Origin of the sequence: Pseudoalteromonas sp. NGC95, from assembly GCF_015864705.1 — a bacterium.
Taxonomy (GTDB): Bacteria; Pseudomonadota; Gammaproteobacteria; order Enterobacterales; family Alteromonadaceae; genus Pseudoalteromonas; species Pseudoalteromonas arctica.
The window spans coordinates 63,951-85,814 of record NZ_JADYWR010000015.1 but is presented as its reverse complement, the minus strand read 5'-3'; the positions used below and the strand labels follow the sequence as shown (position 1 = coordinate 85,814).

Sequence of the window (21,864 nt, the reverse complement as noted above, 5' to 3'; positions counted from 1 at the left end):
ACACTGCGCTGTGATTTAACTTTTATAAACCTAATTTTTACTATCTAAAAATCCCTCTACTTCTTTACTCATTCTGTCCACCAGCCATTTTGGCCCGCCATCGTACATATCGTTATGGCGAGATTTTTCTATTAGTGTTTGTGTAACAGGAAACTTATCCAGCTCTGAATCGTTTAACAACACATTCGCATCAGCTGGGTAATCACTACCGCGAAGTGTAAGTACGCGAATGTTTTTATTGCGCGGGATCAACATGCGGCGATGATCGAGCGTAATAATAGTGCTAACTTCGTTTGGATAAATAGAGCCATATAATGCGGAAATATCACCGCCATTAGAATGCCCAAATAAGGTGAGTTTTGTAAAGTCGTACGCTGGGTATTTACTCGATAGCTCATTAACTAAAAACTTAAGCGTTGCTACGCCACGATGCCAGTTTTCCATGCGAGTGGTTAAATAAGGCTGCTCACGATTAAGGTCAGGGTCGGTTTTTAATTTATGTGCAACGGCTACTGTTAAGTATCCACGCTGATTAAACACATTACTAGCAAACGTGTATTCGTTATGGCTAATCCCGTAGCCCGCATTAATAAACGCTACAGAGCATTTTACTTGAGCTGTACACTTAGCATTGTTACTTGGTAATGTAATATTGATAGGAATAGTGCGATTGCGGCTTTCATCAGTTATAACGCCATCGTTTGCATAGCTTGTTGCGCCTATTACTGATGTGCTTATAACTGATGTACTTAGAGCTAGTGCGCTTAATATAAAAAGCTTTTTAAGTGTTTTTTGCATATTTAAATTTATATAAATTATTGTTTTTAATTAAAAATAACTTTTACTTTATAGCTTTGCATTCTCTATTGTCAAACTATGCGATAATAGCCGCCATTGTTTAAATATATTTAGTAAAAGATCCAATAAATGAAATCATACAATAGCATTCAAGAACGTATAGAAATTTTAGAAGACAAACTAACGGCAATACATGACGAAATCGAAACACTAAAAGCACCTGCTAAAAACAACAATGAACGTATTATTTTCAAGTTTATTGAAACAGGCAGCACAGGTAAAACGAAGGATTTTGTTCGTGAGTTAGGTATTAAATCACCGCGTGACGGTTTGTTTTCGTCAGGTGACGTTACAAAACTAATTAAAGATGGCGCTGAAGATATTTCACCTGCGTTATTAGAAATCGCAAGACAGCTTGCCAGTGCACGTAATAAAAATGGCCCAAGCCGTTAATTACCCAGTCACGCACTATCTAGAAGCCCAGCCAAGCTGTCGCTTCTAGATATGTAATCATATTAAACTAAATTAATCACACAATTCTATATTAAGGCAGGTAAGCAAATTAAGTGCTTCGAAGCGATCAAACTTAGCATTCGCTAAAATATTATTATTCAAATCTATATTAAACGCTGTAGCACCTACAAAATCACATTTTGTTAAGTTAGTTTGAAAAAACTCACTATCGCGAAAATCTGTTCCTGTAAATTCGCTACCACTTAAGTCAGCGTGTCTAAAATCAACATTTTTGGCAAAGCAGTGTGTTAGTTTGAGGGCTTTAAGAGTTAATTCAAAAAAAGAACTATTACTGAGCTCGCAATAATTAAAACTCACCGGTGCGTTAATACTAAGCGCTGGCCAATCTACATCAGCCCATTGCAAACTATTTAATTTACAGTGGCTAAAACTTACATTTTCAAGCGAACTGTAGTTCCATTTTAGTGACGATAAATTACAGTTTTTAAAACTACATTCTATAAATCGGCAATTTTTAAACTGCCCGCCTGAAAAGTCGCAATCGATAAATATACATTCTTCAAACTCAGAGTTTTCAGTTAGCTGCTCTGCGTACTGCAAAGCATTAAATTGCTCATCAAAATACTGGTTATTGTTACTTAACAACACAATTCACCTATTAAATTTAACCCGTGTAGCCATTACTTTTAGGTAAATCTTTTTTAAGCGCAAGCACTGCAATAAAAATCAAAGCAAATAGTGGAAATAGCGCTAAACAGCCACCCACAAAAGCTAAAACACCCGGCATAGTACTTTTACGCTTACCTATTTTGTAGCTAATTACAGCAAAAATAGGAATACACAGCACAATAATAAAAACTAAAAACTCACCAAATAAGGTTGCATTGATCGACATAATAATTCCTTTTCATCTGTTCGTTTAAAATACACTCTGCAGCAAATTTAACCATAAAAAAACCCTTAAGCATATAACTTAAGGGTTTTTAAATTTAGCTCAAAAAAGCGAAACAAAGATTACTCTTCGTTAGGTATCGCTTTTTCTACAACACTAATTGCAAGCTCAGCTAACGAGTCAAGGTTAGGTTTGCTTGGCGCGTTGGTTAATAAACACGACGCTTGTGTTGTTTTAGGGAAAGCAATAACGTCACGAATGTTATCGGTACCACATAAAAGCATTGCTAAACGGTCAAGGCCAAATGCTAAACCAGCATGTGGTGGTGTGCCGTATTTAAGTGCATCAAGTAAAAAGCCAAACTTGTCTTGTTGCTCTTGCTCGTTAATACCTAAAATTCTAAATGCAGTTTCTTGCATATCTGCATTATGAATACGTACCGAACCGCCACCCACTTCGTAGCCGTTTAATACCATATCGTAGGCATCTGAAATAGCTGCTGCTGGGTTTGCTTCAAGCTCACTGGCGTTAATGTCTTTTGGTGCAGTGAATGGATGATGTACAGCATGTAATGTGCCTTCGTCATCTTCTTCAAACATTGGGAAGTCTACAACCCAAAGTGGTGCCCAGCTATTAAGGTTAGTGATTTCTAAATCAACACCAATCTTAACGCGCAGTGCGCCCATTGCTTCATTTACTGTGTTGCGCTTATCGGCACCAAATAAAATGATATCGCCAGACTGTGCATTAGTACGCTCAAGTAATTTAGTAATTACGTCTTCGCTTAAAAACTTAGCTACTGGTGATTGAACACCCTCAGCGCCTGCAGTGTGGTCGTTTACTTTCATCCACGCCATGCCTTTAGCGCCGTAAATACCAATAAACTTAGTGTAATCGTCAAGTTGTTTACGAGAAAGCTTAGCGCCACCCGGTACAGTTAACACAGCAACGCGACCTTTTTCGTCGTTAGCCGGACCTGAGAAAACATTAAACTCTACGTCTTTAACTAAATCTGCAACATCAACCAATTTCATTGGGTTACGTAAATCTGGCTTATCAGAACCGTAAAGGCTCATTGCCTCGCTGTAAGGCATGATTGGAAAATCGCCTAAATCAACGTTTAGTAATGTTTGCCACATCTCGCGGATCATTTTTTCAGTCATACCACGTACTTGATCAGAGCTCATGAACGAGGTTTCTATATCTATTTGGGTAAATTCTGGTTGGCGATCGGCGCGTAAATCTTCATCACGGAAACATTTAACAATTTGGTAGTAACGGTCAAAACCCGACATCATCAACAATTGCTTAAACAACTGTGGTGACTGTGGTAAAGCGTAAAAACTACCTTTGTGAACGCGGCTTGGTACTAAATAATCGCGCGCACCTTCTGGCGTTGCCTTAGTAAGTACAGGTGTTTCGATGTCTAAAAAGCCGTTTTCATCTAAAAAGCGACGAACAAAGCTGCTTGCTTTAGCACGTAATTTAATACGGTCACTCATTTCTAGACGACGTAGGTCTAGGTAGCGGTATTTTAAACGACGCTCTTCAGAGTTTACTTGGTTAAAATCAAGCGGTAATGGCTCTGAGCGGTTAATAATATTAAGCTCTTTACCTAAAATTTCGATCTCCCCTGTTGCCATGTCTTTATTTACTTGGCTGTCTGGGCGTGCGCGAACAATACCTTTTAACTGAACACAAAATTCTTGACGAAGTGTGTTAGCTGAACTCATTAACTCTTCAATGTCAGAGTCGAATACAACTTGTACTAAACCTTCTCTATCGCGTAAATCGACAAAGATAAGTCCACCAAGGTCACGTCGTTTGTTGATCCAGCCACATAGTTCAACTTCTTGATCTACGTGAGTTTTATTTAGCTGTCCGCAATATATAGAGCGCATAGTTTTCCTGTCAGATAAAAGGCTTAAACGGCTAAACTTATTTGTTTTAAGGCGTGTGATTTAAAAAACAGGTCACCACAATACAAATAAAGCCGCTAGCAATCTAAAAATAATCAAATTAAGCCCTGCATTATACTCAACTAACATTAAGATGCTAGGGCGTGTGCCGCTTTTGCCCCTGAATTTACAGCAGCTTGTTTTGTTATTTGCTACACTATCGCCACTTTATAATAAGGCGCTAGTTTGTATGTTATATATTGGATGCCCGCAGTGGTCGAGTAATGCATGGAAAGGCAATTTATTTTCAAGCCAATGTAAAAACGCCGATATGCTTAGCCAATACGCACAACACTTTAACTCTGTTGAAGGCAATACCAGCTTTTACGCTGATCCTGCGCCAAGCACCGTATTGCGCTGGGCAAACAGCGTACCCGACGATTTTAAATTTACTTTTAAGTTTAATCGTCGCTTTAGCCACGAGCTGCACCTAACTAATGTTCAAACCGAGCTTACTGATTGGCTTAACTTATTCTCCCCTATTTTAGAAAAAACTGGGCAAATCATGCTGCAATTACCTAAAGCATTTGGCCCTGGTGACTTACCCAAACTCGCCCAATTTATTAGCCTATTACCAAAAGAGGTTAATTACGGTGTAGAGGTACGTCATACTGCGTTTTTTCAAAAGGGTGAAGCCGAAATAGCACTTAATCAGTTATTAATGGCAAACAACATAAATCGCATATCGATGGATACTCGCGCCCTCTTTGCGGTAAAACCAACAACCGAAGCGCTAATAGATGCACAGCAAAAAAAGCCGCATTTACCCGTGCATGCCATTGCTACAAGCACACAACCCATGGCGCGCTTTGTTATCGCCGATTTACAAAACGACTATAAACCCTTTTATAAACCGTGGCTGAGTAAAGTAAAACAATGGCTTGATGAAGGAAAAACGCCTTATGTGTTTTTTCATACGGCAGATAACCGAGAAGCACCTTTATTAGCAAGGCAGTTTTGTAAGGACCTTGGTTATAATCACAAAGCATTAAACCCATTTACTGGCGAAAAAGAAGCCCACCAGCAAGCACTTTTCTAAAAGTAAAACGACAGAGAAATAATAATGAGTGAATACGCACGTTACTTTACCGGCTACCCAGCTAACATTGTTGAGCAAGTATTAAACCTTATAAATAACAAAAAGGTATGTGATTACTTACTTAAAAAGTACCCGCAAGCACACACTATTACCAGCGATAAACTACTTTATAGTTATGCAACCGAGCTTAAAAAACAGTATTTTAAAAACGCACCACCGTTTGGTCGCGCAGCATTTAAAAAGCAAGGCGATATGGTCACCAACGCACTCGGTACACATACGTATCGAATGCAAGGTAAAACCCGCAAACACGATTTAGCGATAAACAGCGACTTGCTGCGCGCTCCCGAGCCGTTATTAAAAGCGTTAGTGGTACATGAGCTCGCCCACTTTAAAGAAAAAGACCATAACAAAGGCTTTTATCAACTTTGCTGCCATATGGAACCGAGTTACCACCAGCTAGAGTTAGATTTAAGAATTTTTTGTGTGGTAGTCGCAATGGGTGAAAATCCTTATTTAAAATAAGGATTTTAGCGTTATTTAACTGAGTGAAAATAACGCCATGCTTAAGTTAATATTTCCTTTCATAACCAAGCGCCCATATCCAATCTCTTCTCTTATCCAAGTAAGCAGCTCACAACTTAACGCCAGCCCTTAATAAAAACAAAAAAGTTTAAAACTACATAATTGCCCTACATTTGAGAACTACACTCTTAATAGCTAATTCTTTCTATGTACTCTTAATCTTTGGAGTTTTAAATGATGAAAAATACCCATGCCATTTTACTCAGTGCCCTGTGCTGTGTAACCTTAAGTGCCTGCAACGAGCTAAACAGCCAATCACTTGAACAATCAAACCTCAATGATTTTACTCTAACCAGCTCAAAGGTAAGCGATGGCGGTAACTTGCCTATTACTTATACGTGCGATGGGCAAAGCATTAGCCCCCCACTTAACTGGAGTGGTGCACCTAAGGCAACCAAATATTATGCATTAATTATGGATCATAAAGCGCCAGAGGGAATGCATTGGTATTGGACCATGTACAACATTTCCGCCGATAAAACACAAATTAAAGCGGGCGAAACTCTCGGTGAAGTAGGCTCTAATAGCGTAAACGATTTAAACCAATATGCGCCGCCTTGCTCTAAAGGCCCAGGTGAAAAAAGCTATACTTATACTGTGTACGCGTTATCTGCACCGGTTACCTTTAATAGTGATACAAAAGTAGATCGCTCAGCATTACTCGCCGCTGTAAAAAATATTACTCTCGATACTGCAAGTATGACGGTCAAATACTCGCGAAGCGCCAGTAGCGCCGAGCACAAACCGGATTCAAAACCAAAGCCAAACGAGCAACCAAAGCCTGATAAATCATATTTAACCGCTAACGTAAAATCACCTCGCTGCGATGCTATTACACAATCAGTAAATAATGCAGGGTTTGATAAAAGCGTATCTGTTACGTGCGATGAACAATATGCTTATATTGCCTCATCTACTTATCCTGTTCATGAAGTAATGACTGGTATTACAGGTACTAACGAGCAAATACCTATTCCAGCTAAAGACTACGCCGCACCTATAAAGCTAAATCCTAAAAAAGCAAAAACAATAACAACAATTGATGCAGCCGTAGGTGTTGCCGTTAATGGCGTACCAATATACGACTATTCTTCGCAAGGTGAGTTGGACGTAAATAGCTACGATGAAAAACACGACACTTTAGCACTCGGACAGTTAGATATATGTGGCGGACACGCAGGACGAGGTGATGACTACCATTATCATGTATCGCCAACGTGTATGATAGACACAATGAAAAACCAATCAAGCGATGCCATTATTGGTTGGGCTTACGATGGTTACCCGCTGTATGGCAGTAAAAACCCAGACGGCAGTGCAATTGCCAAAGGTGACCTTGATATATGTAACGGACAAACCGACGACACATTTGCCTATCGCTACCAAACATCAGCTACACCGCCGTATATTATTCAGTGCTTAGTAGGTGAAGTAGATATCGCAAAATTACCAAGAGTGTCACCACTGAGTGGCGATACTCAAGGTATAAGAGCCGATCTGCGCCCGCCACAAGGAGGCGTTGAAAACTTAACGCACACAATCTCTGAAAACGGCAGCCGTACAATGAGCTACTCATACAAAGGTGAAAACTACTTTACTACCTACAGCCCTGCATCACAGGGAAAAGACTGCTATAGCTTTAAACAAAAAACTATCAGTAATGGTGGCAAAGTTCAAACAGGTACATTTTGTAGAGGTCCGCAACCAAATCACCTTACTCCTACAGTCACTAAGCAAAATACAAATTCTGCCATTACAGGCAAGCATAACTTAAAGCTAGAAGCATGGGCTGATAACTGGTTTACAGCCTACATAGGCAAGCAGTTACTTGTTGAAGATTCTGTGCCTATAACCACAGAGCGTTCATTTAATGCCGAAAGCATTACGTTTTCTGCAAACTACCCTATTGAGCTTAATTTAATAATTAAAGACTTTAAGCAAAACGACACTGGGCTTGAATACATCGGTGCTAAAAATCAGCAAATGGGTGATGGCGGTTTCATTATGCAACTTACCGACACCGATACAAATAAAGTAGTTGCCGTAAGCGATCAAAGCTTTAAATGCGAAATACTTCACAAAGCGCCGCTTAACAAATTATGCGAAAGCGAATCAAACCCTGTCGCAGGCGAAGGCGTTTGTACGTTTATGTCAAAAGAAGCGCCAACTAACTGGCTGCAAAGTAACTTTGATAACGCAAACTGGGCTAATGCAGTAGAGCACAACTTTGCTGATGTAGGACCAAAAGACGGTTACGACGACATTAACTGGGATAAAAACGCAAAATTCATATGGGGCGAAGACTTAGAAACCGACAACACCCTTATTTGTAAAGCAACTATTGAGCAACCTCAATAAACAAAAAGGTCAACCGCCTCAATAAAAGGTAGTAATTATGTATTTTTTAAAAAAATTAAAATGGCTAATGCTAGCGTGTATTTTAACAAGTATGAGCGCTCAAGTGAGCGCCCATGTATTAAAAAACACAACAGCCCAAGTAATTTTAAGAGACGGGCAAGTTGAGGTTAAAGTATTAACTAATGCTGAGCATTTAATTTCAGCGCTGCAAAGCGAGCAAGCATGGCTTATGGGCGATATTGATAAGCTTATGCCTACAAACTTAAGTGCAGAGCAACAAGAAGAGTTTGTAAAAAATGCACTTAAACAAAAAACGAGCTTACGTGTAAATCAGCAAGTTATCGTGTTTGAACGCGTCGCTTTTACCACCAGCAACAACGAAGCGCACGACCTAGAAATTGTTTTTCAAGCGAAGCACACATTTACAACAGTAGATGAGCTTGCCATATCGTTCCCTAAAAGTTTAGGTGCAGTACACGCAAGCTTTGTAAAACCACAATATAAGTTACTGGGTGCTGGCGATACCGCAAAAATAAAGTTCTAGTCCAAATATCAACAGACCTAAAAAGCTTACTTAAAAAGGATTTTAGTAAGCAACTCCCTAAATACGATAATTGTAGGCACATAATCAATATGCAATACTGCTTGGTACGTTAACACATGATTTTTACTATTTGCCAATCAGTGAAATTAATACATAAATTCTTTTTAGCTTTTTTTATCACTAATATCGCCCTTGTTGGGCTTATGTTTGTGTTTATATACATGACCTTTTCGTCAGGGTTTAACGACTTTGTTGAACAAGAAGAAACAAAGCATGTCGCAATGGTTAAGCAGCAACTTATTGAGCTTTATAGCGAATTAGGTAGTTGGCAACCCATTACGCAAAACACACAATTATGGCGCTCTATTGTAGAGCCACAAAAAAATCCAGGCGAGCCTGAAACGAATAAACACACAAGCACCCCACCCAAACCAAATAGCAGCAATGCAACGCCCTCTTTATTGTGGGTACACTTACCTGCGGGTTCCCTTAAAACAGGGCAACGTATAAGTTTATATGATCAAAATAAAAAAATTGTTGTTGGTAGAGCTAATTTAAACGACAACCCACATATAGAGCCTATTTTATTAAACAATAACGTTATAGGTTGGATAGGTTTAGTCCCTTCAAAACTTGTGCAAAGTAGCCCAGCAAAAGCATTTTTAGCAGCGCAATTTCATAACTATTTTATGATCACATTACTCGTTATTGCGCTCGCATTTATTATGGCTATTGTGTTATCTCGCCATTTAATAAAACCAATAAAGCAAATAGTAACTGGCACCGATGAGTTAACAAACGGAAACTTTGCCAGCAGAATAACCTCCTCTAGTAAAGATGAGCTAGGTATCCTATCCAACAACTTTAATGCCTTAGCCCACACGCTTGAGCAAAACCAACAAATGCGGTTTCAATGGGTGTCGGACACATCCCACGAATTAAGAACCCCACTTACCGTACTACGCTCGCATTTACTAGCCGTACAAGATGGCGTATTTACAGCCGACACAAAGCGCATTAATTTACTCATAAACCAAGTAGATAATTTAAGTCACATTGTTGACGACCTAGCCCAACTAGCACAAACAGATAGCGTTAATTTAACCTATAACAATGAGCGTACTGATTTAATAAGCATTTTTGAGCAATCAATTGAAAACTACACCGCTCGCTTTAAAGAGCGTGAATTAAATGTAGATAGCAAAAGCTTAACTAAAGCCGGCAAATGTATAATAAATGGCGATAAAGAACGCCTTATACAATTATTTTCAAACCTGTTAGAAAATACCTGTAGATACACGCATAAAGGTGGACAAGTAATAATACTTGCCAACAAAACACCTAATAACATTGAGCTTATTTTACAAGACTCAGCCCCAGGTGTTTTACCAAACGACTTACAAAAATTGTTTGAGCGTTTTTATCGCGTTGAAAAATCTCGAAACCGAGAGCATGGCGGCTCGGGCTTAGGACTTGCACTTTGCAAACAAATAGTAGAGGCACATGGCGGTCAAATATCGTTGCACAACTCACCACTCGGTGGGCTAGAGGTAAAAATAACGCTGACACTTTTAGGTTAAAATAATGACATCACAAAAAATACTTATCGTTGAAGACGAAGAAAACATTGCAGAAGTACTTATTGCCTATGCTAAGCAACAAAATTACGAAACTGAGCACTTTAATAGTGGCAAAGGTGTAGTTAGTTTTGTAAAACAAAACGCTGTAGATTTAATACTTCTTGATTTAATGCTGCCAGATGTTGATGGCATAGAGCTATGTAAGCAAATTAGAGCCTTTTCAAGTGTGCCTATTATTATGCTTACCGCAAAAAGTGAAGAAATAGACCGCTTACTGGGTTTAGAGCTCGGCGCCGATGACTACATATGCAAACCTTTTAGCCCCAAAGAAGTTATAGCGCGTATAAAAGCCGTTCTAAGAAGAACCAGCCAGCCTAAAACCAACATCATCAATCATAATAATTTTCAATTACACAAAGACGATTACGAAGCGCGCTTAAACGGAGAAAGCATTGGCTTTACCGCCGTCGAGTTTAAAATATTTTTATTATTTATAAGCCACGTAGGTCGTGTTTTTACCCGCGAAGATATTATTAATAACGTATACAGCGACACAACCGACATATCCGATCGCAACATAGATACACACATTAAAAATATACGAAAAAAGATTAACGACATCCAAGCAGGACTAAACCCAATAGCAGCGGTTTATAGTGTGGGTTATAAGTTTAAAGAGTAGGTTTACTTATTCAAATAAAGCTAACATGACGAAAAAGCGCGATATCAGTCGCGCTTTTATTTTAATCACTAATCTGATCACTAACAGCTAAAGATTAATAGCTGAGTAGTCGTTGGGTTTCGTTTCACTCAACCAAACCTACGTAAATAGACTTAAAGCCCTAGGCCTGCCATAAAATCATCATCGGCATCGTCTTGCTCTACTGCTGTAGATGCTTTTTCTTTGTCCGCTTTTTTACGTGCTTCGTTTTCAATTATGTCGTCTGGGTCTAGTGCTTCTGCAATATCAAAGTCGTGTAATTTAATAAACTCTGTTTTATCCATCGCTAATTCCAAGTAAAAGATATTTTGTTTACTTGTAGTGAATGTTACGCGGCGGGCTTGCGGGCGATCCATCGTGGTATCTACCGATATTTGCACTTGCTTGTTTATTGCCATCATTTTTGGCTGGTTTTGCGTAATTGAAGTATGTAACTGCTCGCGCACTTTAGACGTAAAGTCGCCAACAATTTGATTCATCAACTCACCTAGTACGTTTGATACGTCGTCTGATAAATGGCTATGCGCTATTTCATCTTCTGGCATCCCCATGTTGCGCATGTAATCGCCATAAATTTCCATCGCCGCTTGCGAAGTAAAGTTGGTAATTACAAGCCCTGTAAAACCGCCGTCAAATAAAACAAAGCAGCCAATATCTGGTCGCATACATGTACGTGTTATTTTTTGCACCATGGCTGAGTAGCTAATACCATTACCGCTGGCTGATGTGAGTACGCCTGTCACTGAATGACAAAGGGTTGCTAATATATCGTCTGTGCTGATGACCTTACTTTTGCTCATTTAATCTTCTCTTTTATACTTATTATTCATAATTCTAGTCAAGCTACTGAATTTATCACTGACTATCCAGTATAAAATGTTAAAATAGCGCCATTATTTACAAAGAGACTGCCTTCGTGACCATAAAAGACAGTATTTATGCCTCTGAGCAACAAGTAAAAGATTTTAGCTTTGACCAAAATGTAGTCGAAGTTTTTCCAGATATGATCCAGCGCTCGGTACCGGGCTACGCAACGATTGTCAGTACAATGGGTAAACTTGCCGGTGAATACGCACAAAGTAACTCAAATCTTTATGATTTAGGCTGCTCACTTGGCGCAGTAACACTTAGCATGCGACGAAATATTCGCACCGATAACTGCCATATAATAGCGGTAGATAATTCTCAAGCTATGGTTGAGCGTTGTAAGGTACATTTACAAGGCTTTAAATCAGATGTGCCTGTTACTGTTACTTTGGGCGATATTAACGAGCTTGAGATTCAAAACGCCTCAGTAGTAGCAATGAACTTTACGTTGCAGTTTATTCCACATGCGCAGCGCCAAGCTGTGCTGGAAAAAATATACGCTAATTTAAAACCTGGCGGCGTATTACTGTTAAGCGAAAAAATTAAAGCTGAAAACGAGCAATGCGACAATTTATTGATTGATTTGCACCACGACTTTAAACGACACAATGGTTACTCTGAGCTTGAAATAAGCCAAAAGCGTACCGCCATCGAAAACGTTATGCGCCCAGATACACTAAGCGCTCACTTTACTCGCTTACAAGATATTGGTTTTAGCCAAACTCAAGTGTGGTATCAATGTTTTAATTTTTGCTCAATGGTAGCAATTAAATAAAGAGAGTCATCCATGTCTCAATGGTTTAACCAATTTTACGCATCTATCGCACAAAGCCCACTTAGTCATTGGCTAGAAACCTTGCCTGCACAATTAAAACATTGGCAAAACGAGGCTAGCCACGGTGATTTACCTAAATGGCAAAAAGTACTTAAAAACTTGCCAGAGGTGGCTACAACACACGTTGATATTTCTACTAAGGTAGAAATTGGCGCACCAGGGGAGATGAGTGATGGCGAGCAAAAGCAAGCCATGCATTTATTAAAACGCATGATGCCATGGCGCAAAGGCCCATTTAGTGTGCACGGTATTGAAATAGATACAGAGTGGCGCAGTGATTGGAAGTGGGACCGCCTGCTTCCTCATATTGAGCCACTAAAAGGCCGTACTGTTTTAGATATTGGTTGTGGCTCTGGTTATCATTTATGGCGTATGCGCGGTGAAGGTGCAGAATTTGTAGTGGGTATTGATCCGTCTGATTTATTTTTATGTCAGTTTCAGGCAATTAAACACTACAACCCAGACGAAAACGTGCATTTACTGCCACTAGGCGTTGAAGCATTACCCGAGCTTAAAGCGTTTGATACGGTTTTTTCGATGGGCGTACTTTATCATCGTCGCTCACCTATCGACTTTTTAGCGCAGTTAAAAGCGCAGCTTCGTCCAGGCGGCGAACTCGTACTGGAAACCCTAGTAATTGAAGGCGATGAAAATACAGTACTAGTCCCTACTGATCGCTACGCTAAAATGCGCAACGTGTGGTTTATACCAAGTACTGCAGCATTAAAACTGTGGATGGAACGCGTTGGCTTTAAAGATGTGCAAATAAAAGATTGCGCTATTACCACGCTTGAAGAACAACGCAAAACCGATTGGATGGAAAACGAATCGTTAATCGACTTTTTAGATCCAAACGATACAAGTAAAACAATTGAAGGCTACCCTGCTCCACTTAGAGCCATATTAACCGCAAAAGCATAGCTGTTAATTTAACGCCTTTAATACTAAAAAAACGCCTACGGGCGTTTTTTTGTTTATTTAAACAACAGACAGCGGACAAGTGTCCTTGTTAATTATTTCAAAATTACATTTGAGCTAGCCGCGACCTTGCAATTGTTGTAAAATACGCGCGTTTCTAAGCAACCCAAAACAACTATTTTGAGGAAAACCTGTGAGCGAACAAAAACAGTCTCTAAGCTATAAAGACGCGGGCGTAGATATCGACGCTGGTAATGCACTTGTTGAGCGTATTAAAGGCGTAGTTAAAAAAACTCGTCGTCCTGAAGTAATGGGCGGAATTGGTGGTTTTGGCGCACTTTGCGAAATTCCTGAAGGCTACAAGCAACCAGTATTAGTTGCAGGTACAGATGGCGTTGGTACTAAACTACGTTTAGCAATCGACTTAAAAAAACACGATACTGTTGGTATTGATTTAGTTGCAATGTGTGTAAACGACTTAATTGTTCAAGGTGCTGAACCCCTGTTTTTTCTAGATTACTATGCAACTGGTAAACTAGATGTAGACACAGCAGCTGACGTAGTTACAGGTATTGGCAAAGGTTGTGAAATTTCAGGTTGTGCCCTAATTGGTGGCGAAACAGCTGAAATGCCAGGTATGTATGATGGTGAAGACTACGACATGGCAGGCTTTTGTACCGGCGTTGTAGAAAAATCAAAAATTATTGATGGCACAAAAGTAGCGGCAGGCGATCAGCTTATTGCACTTGCTTCAAGCGGTCCTCATTCAAATGGCTTCTCTTTAATTCGTAAAGTACTTGAAGTGTCAAAAGCTGATACCAGCGCTGACTTTGAAGGTAAAACATTAGGCGAAACCTTACTTGAGCCTACACGTATTTACGTAAAGCCTTTACTTGAGTTATTTAAAAACGTTGACGTACATGCGCTTTCGCATATTACTGGCGGCGGTTTTTGGGAAAATATTCCACGCGTATTACCCGCTTCAGCAAAAGCTGTAGTTAAAGGTGATAGCTGGCAGTGGCCACCAATTTTTAATTGGTTACAAGAAAACGGCAATATTACTACACACGAAATGTACCGTACATTTAACTGTGGTGTAGGCATGGTTTTAGTAGTCCCTGCAGACAAACTTGAGCAAAGCTTAACAATGCTAAAAGACTTGGGCGAAAATGCATGGCACCTTGGTGAAATTCAAGATGCCGCAGCTGGCGAAGAGCAAGTTGAAATTGTAGGTGGTGCTAAGTAATGGCACCGACTCGTCTGGTAGTTTTAATCTCAGGTAGTGGCTCTAATTTACAAGCCATCATAGATGCCTGCGAACGTGGCGAGATAAACGGACATATAGCGGCTGTTATTAGTAATAAAGCAGACGCTTATGGCCTAGAGCGTGCAAAACAAGCAGGTATTGCTACAAAAGTGCTCAGTCATAAAGATTTTGACTCGCGCGAAGCGTACGATGCGCAATTAATGAACGTTATCGACTCTTTTATGCCAAATCTAGTTGTATTAGCTGGGTTTATGCGTATTCTTACTCCTGGCTTAGTGCAAAAATATGTTGGAAAAATGTTGAACATTCATCCATCTTTGTTGCCTAAGTATCAGGGGCTGAATACCCACCAAAGAGCAATTGATGCAAAAGACGATGTTCATGGCGTAAGTGTTCACTTTGTTACTGAAGAATTAGACGGCGGTCCCGTTATTCTTCAGGCGCAAATACCTGTACTCAAGGATGATACAGCAGAAACATTAGCAAAACGCGTGCATGAGCAAGAGCATATAATTTATCCTTTGGTGGTCAAGTGGTTCAGTGAACACAGACTTACTATGGAAGCAGATTATGCAGTTCTTGACAAAAAACAACTTCCTGCACACGGCGCGCACTACTCACAATAAAAAAATAAGTGCCCTGTTGTTATGTGCGGGCGCTTTACTTCCAACTAGCCTAATTGCAGGCGAATTGACCCAATATCAAGCTAACTACGATATTTTACGCAAAGGTAAAAATCATGGTGAGGCTGTTCGTGAGCTCAAAAAAATGGGCGATGATACTTATGAACTAACATACCACAGCAATATTGAGTGGATGATTTTCTCTGATTCTCGTGAAGAAACATCAAAGTTTACCTTTAAAGATGGCAAGGTTACCCCGCATCATTACAATATGATCCGCACCGGTACAGGCCCAGATAAAGATTATAAAATTGATTTTGATACAACAAATAAAGTAGTGACTAGCAGCGCTAGCGAATACCCACTTAAATGCGAATGGACTGATGAATTTCAGGATGCTATTTCGTACCAAGTGCAAGTGCGCGAAGGATTGAAAAAAGGCGAAACGAGCTTTTCATTCCCGCTTATAGACAAAAAAGGTAACCGCCGCGACTACAACTTTGAAGTATCTGGCACCGAGATGATTTCGTTGCCTATCGGTAATGTAGAAGCTATTAAAGTAAAGCGTTTATACGATAACGATAAACGCCAAGCAATTGCGTGGTTTGCGCCAGAAATGGATTACATGCTGGTACGTATGTGGAAAGGCGAAAAAGGTATGGAGCAGTTTGAAGTTCAAATGAATTCATTTACTGTTACTGCACCTACAGCTGTTGCGCCTGCTACAGCACAACAACCTCAAGAAGCTAACTAGCTTTAAATAAATCAGTAATAAAATAGGTGGGCTAAATTAGCTCACCCATTTTAAACAATGCAAATTCCCCCGGCTCCATTTTCTGCCAACGCTCATCATTCGTCAAAGGCCTTGTAGCTATAACTGTTACTACATCGTTTGGTGTAGTCTCTTGTTGAAAATCAACCACCATGTCGGCATCAATCAACGTTGCTTTACCAAATGGCGCACGGCGCGTTATGTAATGTAAGTTATTAGTGCAATACGCTAAAACAAACACCCCGTCGGTCAATAACATATTAAACACCCCTTTTTCACGAAGGGTATGCGAAAGCTTAGCGGCGTATCTAAAAACCGACGCCATATTACTTGGACGCTTTGGGTATTTTTCACGAATTTTATCAAGTAACCAACAAAAAGCGAGTTCGCTATCGGTGTTACCTACTGGGCGATAGTACTGCGGTTTTAAATCATGATAATTAGATAGCTGCCCGTTATGAGCGTAAGTAAGCTCGCGCCCCCATAACTCTCGCGTAAAAGGATGAGTATTTTCAAGGCATACTCTCCCGCGGTTACCTTGGCGAATATGGCTAATAACCGAGACACTTTTAATGGGGTATGCTTTGACGAGCTTTGCAATTTCAGATTGATAACTCGGCTCAGGATCTTTAAAGGTTCTACAGCCTTTACCTTCGTAAAATGTAATACCCCAACCATCTTTATGTGGTCCCGTGTTTCCGCCACGCTCTAAAAGGCCTGAAAAACTAAAACAAATATCGGTAGGCACATTGGCTGACATGCCAAGAAGTTCACACATAATAAAAACACCTCTTTTAATTCAACAAGTTAACCAAAGCATACATTTAAATATGATTTCATGGTCACAGTTTTGGTTTCACTTTGGCTTTTTCTTGCTGCAATTTCATTTATTTTACGGCTTTAATGGGGCTATTGTTAAGCACGATTGGGCTATAGGCAAGGGCTAACTACTCTACTATTGGCTCTAGTGTGCTTTTTAAGCTGCTGGCTGTTGATTTATGGCTGGTAAATTCGCCTTTGGTAATTGGCGGTCCCGCGCCCTGGTCTTTGTGGCCGTGGGTTTCTAGGCTTTGGTTTATATCTTTAACCAGGCTTATTAAATCTAGCAGTACTTGCGCTACGTTTACTGAGTTGTTGCCGAGCCACACGGTTTTGCCTTCTACCTTTGCTAGTTCGGTGGCTTTGGCGTGCAGGGTTTTTAGCGTGGTTAGGCTCATGTTTTCGGTGGCTTCAATGTCTACCTGCTTTTTACTGCCTAGCAATAACCCTTCAAGTGCGACTATTAATGCTTTTTCACCGACTACTGTTTTTAGGGCGCCCATTACTTCGGTTACTTGGTTGCCGTCTATTTTTAGCACGTCGTGCGTGGCTATGTTGGCGCTGCGCTCGTGGTAATTTTGCTCGCTGCTGCGTGCTGTTGTTTTGTTTGTGTCGCTGGTTTGGGTTATTTCGCCGTCCGTTGTAGTGTGCCAGTGGCCGGCGCGGCCTTGTATTTTGCTGCGGTTACTTTGCTGCAGCGTTACATCTGTTCGTTTGTGCTCGGGCACTAGGCCTTGCCATGGCAGTAAATTGGTGATCACGGCATGGCTGTTTAGGCCGTCTATATATTGTATTAAACAATGCATGCCTGGCGCTGGTTCGTTTAATAATCCGTGGTCGGATGCTTGCCCTGTGCCGAGTGTTACCTGTTGAAATACGGGCACGGCTAATGGCTCGCCTGTTAGCGGGTTTAATAGCTGTACGTCGGCGGCTTTTAACGGCCTAAATGCGGTGCTGATGGCTGCGCCGCTGCTTGGTAGGTCGTATATTTTTTCAATGCGCGCCAATTGCGGCAGGTGTTTACGCTCGCTTAGCTCTGGAAAGTAGCGCTGTATTAGGCGTTTAATGGCTTGTTTGACCATCGTATGTGCATCCTGTCGTTGATTAGGGTTGTTTCGGTTATGTGCCGGCCGTTTATTTGTATGCCTGGTCTTAATTTTGGGATGGCTATTAGCTCGCCGGTGGTTGAGCTTTTGGCTGTTATTGTGTGCTCTGGAAAGTCGTTTATTGCTGCGAGTGGCCAGCGCGAGTCATGCCAGCTGCCGACAAATATTTTACCATCGGGGCGTTGCTGAAATATAAAATCGCTAATACCCCACACTTTACCTATTTGCCTAAGCGCTTCTATACCTGTGCCGCTGTGATAAAACGCGGGCGTTATTTTATTTAAATATTCGGCGTTTTCAGGTGCCGCAAATTCAACGCCTAACCTTACTAGTTCATCTAGCACGGCCTTTATTGTTGCGTGACGAATAGCAAGCGGGGCGGGAAAGCTTAGCGCGCCTAGCAGTTCGCGGCAGGTTAAATACCAGCGGCCGTTGGCTTGGTGCTTTGATTCTATTACACCAAGGAAATACGGGATCATATTATCAAGTGTGTAACCTAGGTGCAGCTCGACCAACCCGCTTGGCTCTTGCTCTGCGACCACTTCAAATTTTGCGCGGCCTGTGCTGGCAATGTCTAGTTGCACGGTTTTGCTAACAATATTGGTTACTGCGTTGCCGCCAATTGTTAGCGTGTTAGAGAGGCGAGTACTCATGGTCCTTCGACCTCGTTAAATTTATTTTGCACGTCGTCGTTGCTGGTTGTTGCTTGCGGCTGGGCGCTTTCGGTTGCTTGTTCGTCTAGCTGCTGTTGCTCGCGCTCTGATACAGATTGCACTTCTACCAGTTTAAATGCTACTTGCCAGCCTTTTTTGTTTTCTATTTCGCTGGCGCTTATGTCGCCATCGAATTTTGCTTTACGTATTTTATATGCTGCGGCTAGCTCGTTATTTACTGTGTAAATAATACGTGCGCCGTTTTCGTCCAGCGCTTTTGCTTTGCTTATTAATAATGCCAGGCTAGCGCTTTCGTTAAATGGGATTTTAGTATTTACGGTTAGTGTGCCCGACTTTACGCCTTGGTCGCTACTTAGTGAAAAGCTGCCAAGGCCTGACATATCGCCACCGGCTAATTTTACGCCTGCGTTTACGCGGGTTTCGAACCCGGGCACGTTCCAACCGTCGAGTGCTATGCTCATAACACCTCTTTAATTTTATTTAGCTCAGCTGCTTGGCCTACAAATACGCACATTGCCCAATACATTTGGTCGCTGCCTTTGCGGGTGATTGCATCGGCTAGCTGCTTGGCACTGCCTGCAGTAATTAATTGCACATCTACGGCGCTGCTTTTTGCTGTGAACTGTGCTTGATTTAATCGCTGGTCGCGGGCGGTTTTTAGCTCTTCGGTTTGGGTTAATGCATCGTCGATAGTGGTTATTAACTGCTTGCCGCTGTCGTTTGCGGCCGTTAACTCAGCTGCCATTTGCTTTTTACGCAGTGGTAGCCAGTTTTGCAGGGCGCTTATTTGCCACTCTAAACTTTGGCCTTCGTACGTTGCTAGCTTACTTTGCTCTAGCGTGCTTTGGCTTTGGCCGTATTGCGCGCAGGCGATGAACTCGGCTATTGGGCAGTATTCATTTATTGTGCTGAGCGAGCTTGCCAGTGCGGCGGGGTCATTTGCGCTTACAGACAAAAGCAGCGCGTTATATTGTGCTGGCTTATCTGTGCGCGAGTCGTCTTTTATTGCTGATGCAAGCAGCTGCGCGCCCTCTTGCATTGAGCAAGGGGCGGCGGCTTGGTGGTAGCATAGCGCTATGTTATGCATTTTCTACTGTGCTTTCTGGCAGCGGGTAGCGCGCTTTAATTTCGGCCACTTTGTCGCGCCATTTTTGTAGCGACTCTGGCGTGCCTTCGAACTGCGCTTCCATGTATAGCGGGTCTGACTCTTTTGTGTATGCAGCTTGGCGCTTTTCTAGGTTTTGGCTTAGCTCAAACTGCTGCTGATTTAATACAGATTCAATTTGCTCTTGGTCCATGCCTAGCGATTGCATATATTCGCTGCTTGTATTGCTGTGGCTTGCGCCTTTGTAAATGTACGTAAACATAGTTTTACCTTTTAAATGGAGTGTTAAATAATTTTAACTTTATGCTGTGCGTGTCGGCATGGCTTGCATGGCCTAGCCACGATTGCACGCATTGGTTTATTTCGGCTAGTGACACTTTACCTTGCGAAAACTCTTTTCTAAATCTTTTTAGCTTGGTGCTTATTTTATTCACGCTGCTTTTTCTTAGTAGCCTGTGGTTTGCGTATATTCTATAGCCTAAAAAGTCGAGTGATCGGCCGTTCGTTTTTGCTATTGGGAACACCTGCGTTTTGCTGTTTGTTTTTAGCCGTAGGTTTTTATATAAAAACTCTTCGATTAAATTTCTCCACTCGTTAAGCTGCGACTTACTCTTATGTATTATTACAAAGTCGTCCATATAGCGAATATATCGCTTTGCTTTTAGCGTGTGCTTTGCAAAGTGATCTAGCTCGTGAAGGTAGATGTTTGCAAATATTTGGCTCGTTAAATTTCCGAGCGGTATACCTACGCCCACTGCGTCGCTTGGGCTGTTGTCGATAATGTAAAAAAGCAGGCTTTTTGTTTTTTGGCATTTTAACTTGGCGTCCAATATATTTTTTAATGCCTGGTGATCAATGCTTGAAAAATACTTGCTTATGTCGGCTTTTAGCGCATACGCTTTGCCGCTTTCGCTTTCCACCTGCTTAATAAATAGCTGCGCTCTGTCGGCTCCGGCATGTGCGCCCTTGCCTGTTCTGCATGCGTAAGAATCGTGTATGTATCGTTTGTCGAATAACGGCTCAATTACATTGTAAATTGCTCGATGTATAACACGGTCTTTAAAGTGCGGCGCTGAAATTAGCCTGCGCTTTGGCTCAAATACATAAAAATGCCTGTACGGTAATACGTTGTACATTTCCCACATTAGCTCGTTTTGTATTTGCACTATGTTTTCTTCGAGGTTATTGAAGAATGCAAGCGCCGATGCTGATGTTGTTTTTCCTTTTCGGCATTGGTATGCCGCGTTTAATATATTTTCGAACTGGTATATTTGCTCGTACGTGCAGCCTGTTGACGCGTCGACAGGCTTTATTGCTTTTTCAGCTATAGCTGGGGCAGCTGCATCCTTTTCAAAGTTGCACTGGCAGCCCCCCTTAAGGGTACTGCTTCTGGCATAATCAAGAGCGGGACGAAAACCGATATTACTGTTCGCATTCGAACGCGCATTGTTCAGATTGAGCGCGCCCAGCCCAGCGTTCGAGCCATTGTTCCAGTTGCCGCCACGTAGCGGGAATCGATTCCGTGCATTCATAATGCAACTACCTGTTTGTTTCTGATGGACTTAATCCAACCGCCTAGCATTTTGCCGATTTCTACTAATCGCTCTATCCATAATTGATATTTTTTTACGTCTATATAGCGCAAGTCTTTTGCCAAGCGAACTTGGCGCTTTAGTATTGCTAGCTCAATGTCTAACTCTGTTAGCGTTGTTTTTTTATGATAACGCTTAAATGCAGTAACTATTAAACGCTGCAGCTGCAGCATAGACTTGCGTATTTCTGCTGCTAGCACGTGCGTTTCGTGCTTTGGGAATTGCTTTATTGCTTGATACCCGTACATCAACATGTCTCTGCATTTTTCTTCGATTGTTAGAGCGGTCAAATTTCCTCCTTGTTATGCCCGCGCTATCGCGCGGGGTTCAAATTTCA

25 protein-coding genes are annotated in these 21,864 nt (G+C 41.3%); 12 read left to right on the top strand and 13 right to left on the bottom strand.

The features are described from left to right. Window positions 1-30 precede the first annotated feature (30 nt). On the bottom strand, window positions 31-798 hold the full coding sequence (locus I6E70_RS14330; RefSeq protein ID WP_024591306.1) for an alpha/beta hydrolase: 768 nt from the start codon (window positions 796-798) through the stop codon (window positions 31-33). Window positions 799-927: 129 nt separating this feature from the next. Here I6E70_RS14330 and I6E70_RS14325 point away from each other — a divergent pair, with 129 nt between their 5' ends. Further along, window positions 928-1,251, top strand: a complete 324-nt coding sequence (locus I6E70_RS14325) for a hypothetical protein (protein WP_010555318.1) — start codon at window positions 928-930, stop codon at window positions 1,249-1,251. A gap of 72 nt (window positions 1,252-1,323) precedes the next feature. On the opposite strand, the gene I6E70_RS14320 is transcribed toward I6E70_RS14325, so the two are convergent. The 3 genes from I6E70_RS14320 to aspS form a co-directional block, all read right to left on the bottom strand. Then, entirely contained in the window at window positions 1,324-1,920 is a 597-nt protein-coding gene (locus I6E70_RS14320) for a pentapeptide repeat-containing protein (protein WP_024591307.1), read from the bottom strand. Window positions 1,921-1,936: 16 nt separating this feature from the next. Further along, complete coding sequence (locus I6E70_RS14315) at window positions 1,937-2,167, bottom strand: hypothetical protein (protein ID WP_007586979.1); 231 nt, start codon at window positions 2,165-2,167, stop codon at window positions 1,937-1,939. Window positions 2,168-2,286: 119 nt separating this feature from the next. Next, complete coding sequence (aspS, locus tag I6E70_RS14310; protein ID WP_024591308.1) at window positions 2,287-4,065, bottom strand: aspartate--tRNA ligase; 1,779 nt, start codon at window positions 4,063-4,065, stop codon at window positions 2,287-2,289. Window positions 4,066-4,312: 247 nt separating this feature from the next. Between aspS and I6E70_RS14305 the strand changes: the two genes are divergently transcribed. The 6 genes from I6E70_RS14305 to I6E70_RS14280 all read left to right on the top strand — a co-directional run bounded on the left by I6E70_RS14305 (window position 4,313) and on the right by I6E70_RS14280 (window position 10,910). Beyond that, the gene (locus tag I6E70_RS14305; protein ID WP_024608392.1) at window positions 4,313-5,161 is read left to right on the top strand and encodes a DUF72 domain-containing protein; all 849 of its coding nucleotides are present in this window, start codon (window positions 4,313-4,315) and stop codon (window positions 5,159-5,161) included. Window positions 5,162-5,185: 24 nt separating this feature from the next. Beyond that, window positions 5,186-5,686 carry a M48 metallopeptidase family protein gene (locus tag I6E70_RS14300; protein ID WP_197188999.1) on the top strand — a complete coding sequence of 167 codons (501 nt, stop codon included), beginning with the start codon at window positions 5,186-5,188 and terminating at the stop codon, window positions 5,684-5,686. A 234-nt stretch (window positions 5,687-5,920) separates the two neighbouring features. Further along, window positions 5,921-8,104 (top strand): YHYH protein, encoded by a 2,184-nt coding sequence (locus tag I6E70_RS14295; RefSeq protein ID WP_197188998.1) that lies wholly within the window; start codon window positions 5,921-5,923, stop codon window positions 8,102-8,104. Window positions 8,105-8,141: 37 nt separating this feature from the next. After that, window positions 8,142-8,648, top strand: coding sequence for a hypothetical protein (locus I6E70_RS14290; RefSeq protein ID WP_197188997.1), 507 nt, complete (start codon window positions 8,142-8,144; stop codon window positions 8,646-8,648). Between the two features lie 221 nt (window positions 8,649-8,869). Next, the gene (locus I6E70_RS14285; protein WP_231620117.1) at window positions 8,870-10,228 is read left to right on the top strand and encodes an ATP-binding protein; all 1,359 of its coding nucleotides are present in this window, start codon (window positions 8,870-8,872) and stop codon (window positions 10,226-10,228) included. Between the two features lie 4 nt (window positions 10,229-10,232). Then, on the top strand, window positions 10,233-10,910 hold the full coding sequence (locus I6E70_RS14280; RefSeq protein WP_197188995.1) for a response regulator: 678 nt from the start codon (window positions 10,233-10,235) through the stop codon (window positions 10,908-10,910). Between the two features lie 152 nt (window positions 10,911-11,062). Here the strand turns inward: I6E70_RS14280 and I6E70_RS14275 are convergent, their stop codons facing one another. Continuing rightward, window positions 11,063-11,749, bottom strand: coding sequence for a DUF3334 family protein (locus I6E70_RS14275; RefSeq protein WP_007586957.1), 687 nt, complete (start codon window positions 11,747-11,749; stop codon window positions 11,063-11,065). A gap of 116 nt (window positions 11,750-11,865) precedes the next feature. On the opposite strand from I6E70_RS14275, the gene cmoA reads away from it, so the two are divergent. From cmoA to I6E70_RS14250, 5 genes are all read left to right on the top strand, one after another. Beyond that, the gene (gene cmoA / locus I6E70_RS14270) at window positions 11,866-12,591 is read left to right on the top strand and encodes a carboxy-S-adenosyl-L-methionine synthase CmoA (RefSeq protein WP_007378000.1); all 726 of its coding nucleotides are present in this window, start codon (window positions 11,866-11,868) and stop codon (window positions 12,589-12,591) included. Between the two features lie 12 nt (window positions 12,592-12,603). Next, complete coding sequence (gene cmoB, locus I6E70_RS14265; RefSeq protein ID WP_007586955.1) at window positions 12,604-13,572, top strand: tRNA 5-methoxyuridine(34)/uridine 5-oxyacetic acid(34) synthase CmoB; 969 nt, start codon at window positions 12,604-12,606, stop codon at window positions 13,570-13,572. Between the two features lie 190 nt (window positions 13,573-13,762). Next, complete coding sequence (purM, locus tag I6E70_RS14260; RefSeq protein WP_002959993.1) at window positions 13,763-14,815, top strand: phosphoribosylformylglycinamidine cyclo-ligase; 1,053 nt, start codon at window positions 13,763-13,765, stop codon at window positions 14,813-14,815. Next, a complete protein-coding gene (purN, locus tag I6E70_RS14255; protein ID WP_121954352.1) occupies window positions 14,815-15,462 on the top strand; it encodes a phosphoribosylglycinamide formyltransferase in 648 nt (215 codons plus the stop codon). Before purM ends, purN begins: the two co-directional genes overlap by 1 nt. Window positions 15,463-15,478: 16 nt before the next feature. After that, window positions 15,479-16,213, top strand: coding sequence for a DUF3108 domain-containing protein (locus I6E70_RS14250; RefSeq protein WP_197189006.1), 735 nt, complete (start codon window positions 15,479-15,481; stop codon window positions 16,211-16,213). 31 nt (window positions 16,214-16,244) lie between these two features. Here the strand turns inward: I6E70_RS14250 and I6E70_RS14245 are convergent, their stop codons facing one another. The 8 genes from I6E70_RS14245 to avd all read right to left on the bottom strand — a co-directional run bounded on the left by I6E70_RS14245 (window position 16,245) and on the right by avd (window position 21,817). Beyond that, window positions 16,245-17,009 (bottom strand): class II glutamine amidotransferase, encoded by a 765-nt coding sequence (locus I6E70_RS14245; RefSeq protein ID WP_024591316.1) that lies wholly within the window; start codon window positions 17,007-17,009, stop codon window positions 16,245-16,247. 169 nt (window positions 17,010-17,178) lie between these two features. Beyond that, the gene (locus I6E70_RS14240) at window positions 17,179-18,132 is read right to left on the bottom strand and encodes a hypothetical protein (RefSeq protein WP_197188994.1); all 954 of its coding nucleotides are present in this window, start codon (window positions 18,130-18,132) and stop codon (window positions 17,179-17,181) included. After that, window positions 18,105-18,809, bottom strand: coding sequence for a hypothetical protein (locus tag I6E70_RS14235; protein WP_197188993.1), 705 nt, complete (start codon window positions 18,807-18,809; stop codon window positions 18,105-18,107). Before I6E70_RS14235 ends, I6E70_RS14240 begins: the two co-directional genes overlap by 28 nt. Next, on the bottom strand, window positions 18,806-19,291 hold the full coding sequence (locus tag I6E70_RS14230) for a baseplate complex protein (protein WP_002960001.1): 486 nt from the start codon (window positions 19,289-19,291) through the stop codon (window positions 18,806-18,808). The genes I6E70_RS14235 and I6E70_RS14230 overlap by 4 nt, the downstream gene beginning before the upstream one ends. Then, entirely contained in the window at window positions 19,288-19,917 is a 630-nt protein-coding gene (locus tag I6E70_RS14225) for a hypothetical protein (RefSeq protein WP_197188992.1), read from the bottom strand. The genes I6E70_RS14230 and I6E70_RS14225 overlap by 4 nt, the downstream gene beginning before the upstream one ends. After that, window positions 19,910-20,197 (bottom strand): hypothetical protein, encoded by a 288-nt coding sequence (locus tag I6E70_RS14220; RefSeq protein WP_197188991.1) that lies wholly within the window; start codon window positions 20,195-20,197, stop codon window positions 19,910-19,912. Before I6E70_RS14220 ends, I6E70_RS14225 begins: the two co-directional genes overlap by 8 nt. Before the next feature lie 4 nt (window positions 20,198-20,201). Beyond that, window positions 20,202-21,467: a reverse transcriptase/maturase family protein gene (locus tag I6E70_RS14215; RefSeq protein ID WP_197188990.1), complete on the bottom strand. Its 1,266-nt coding sequence runs from the start codon at window positions 21,465-21,467 to the stop codon at window positions 20,202-20,204. Continuing rightward, complete coding sequence (gene avd / locus I6E70_RS14210) at window positions 21,464-21,817, bottom strand: diversity-generating retroelement protein Avd (RefSeq protein ID WP_197188989.1); 354 nt, start codon at window positions 21,815-21,817, stop codon at window positions 21,464-21,466. The genes I6E70_RS14215 and avd overlap by 4 nt, the downstream gene beginning before the upstream one ends. Between the last annotated feature and the right edge of the window lie 47 nt (window positions 21,818-21,864).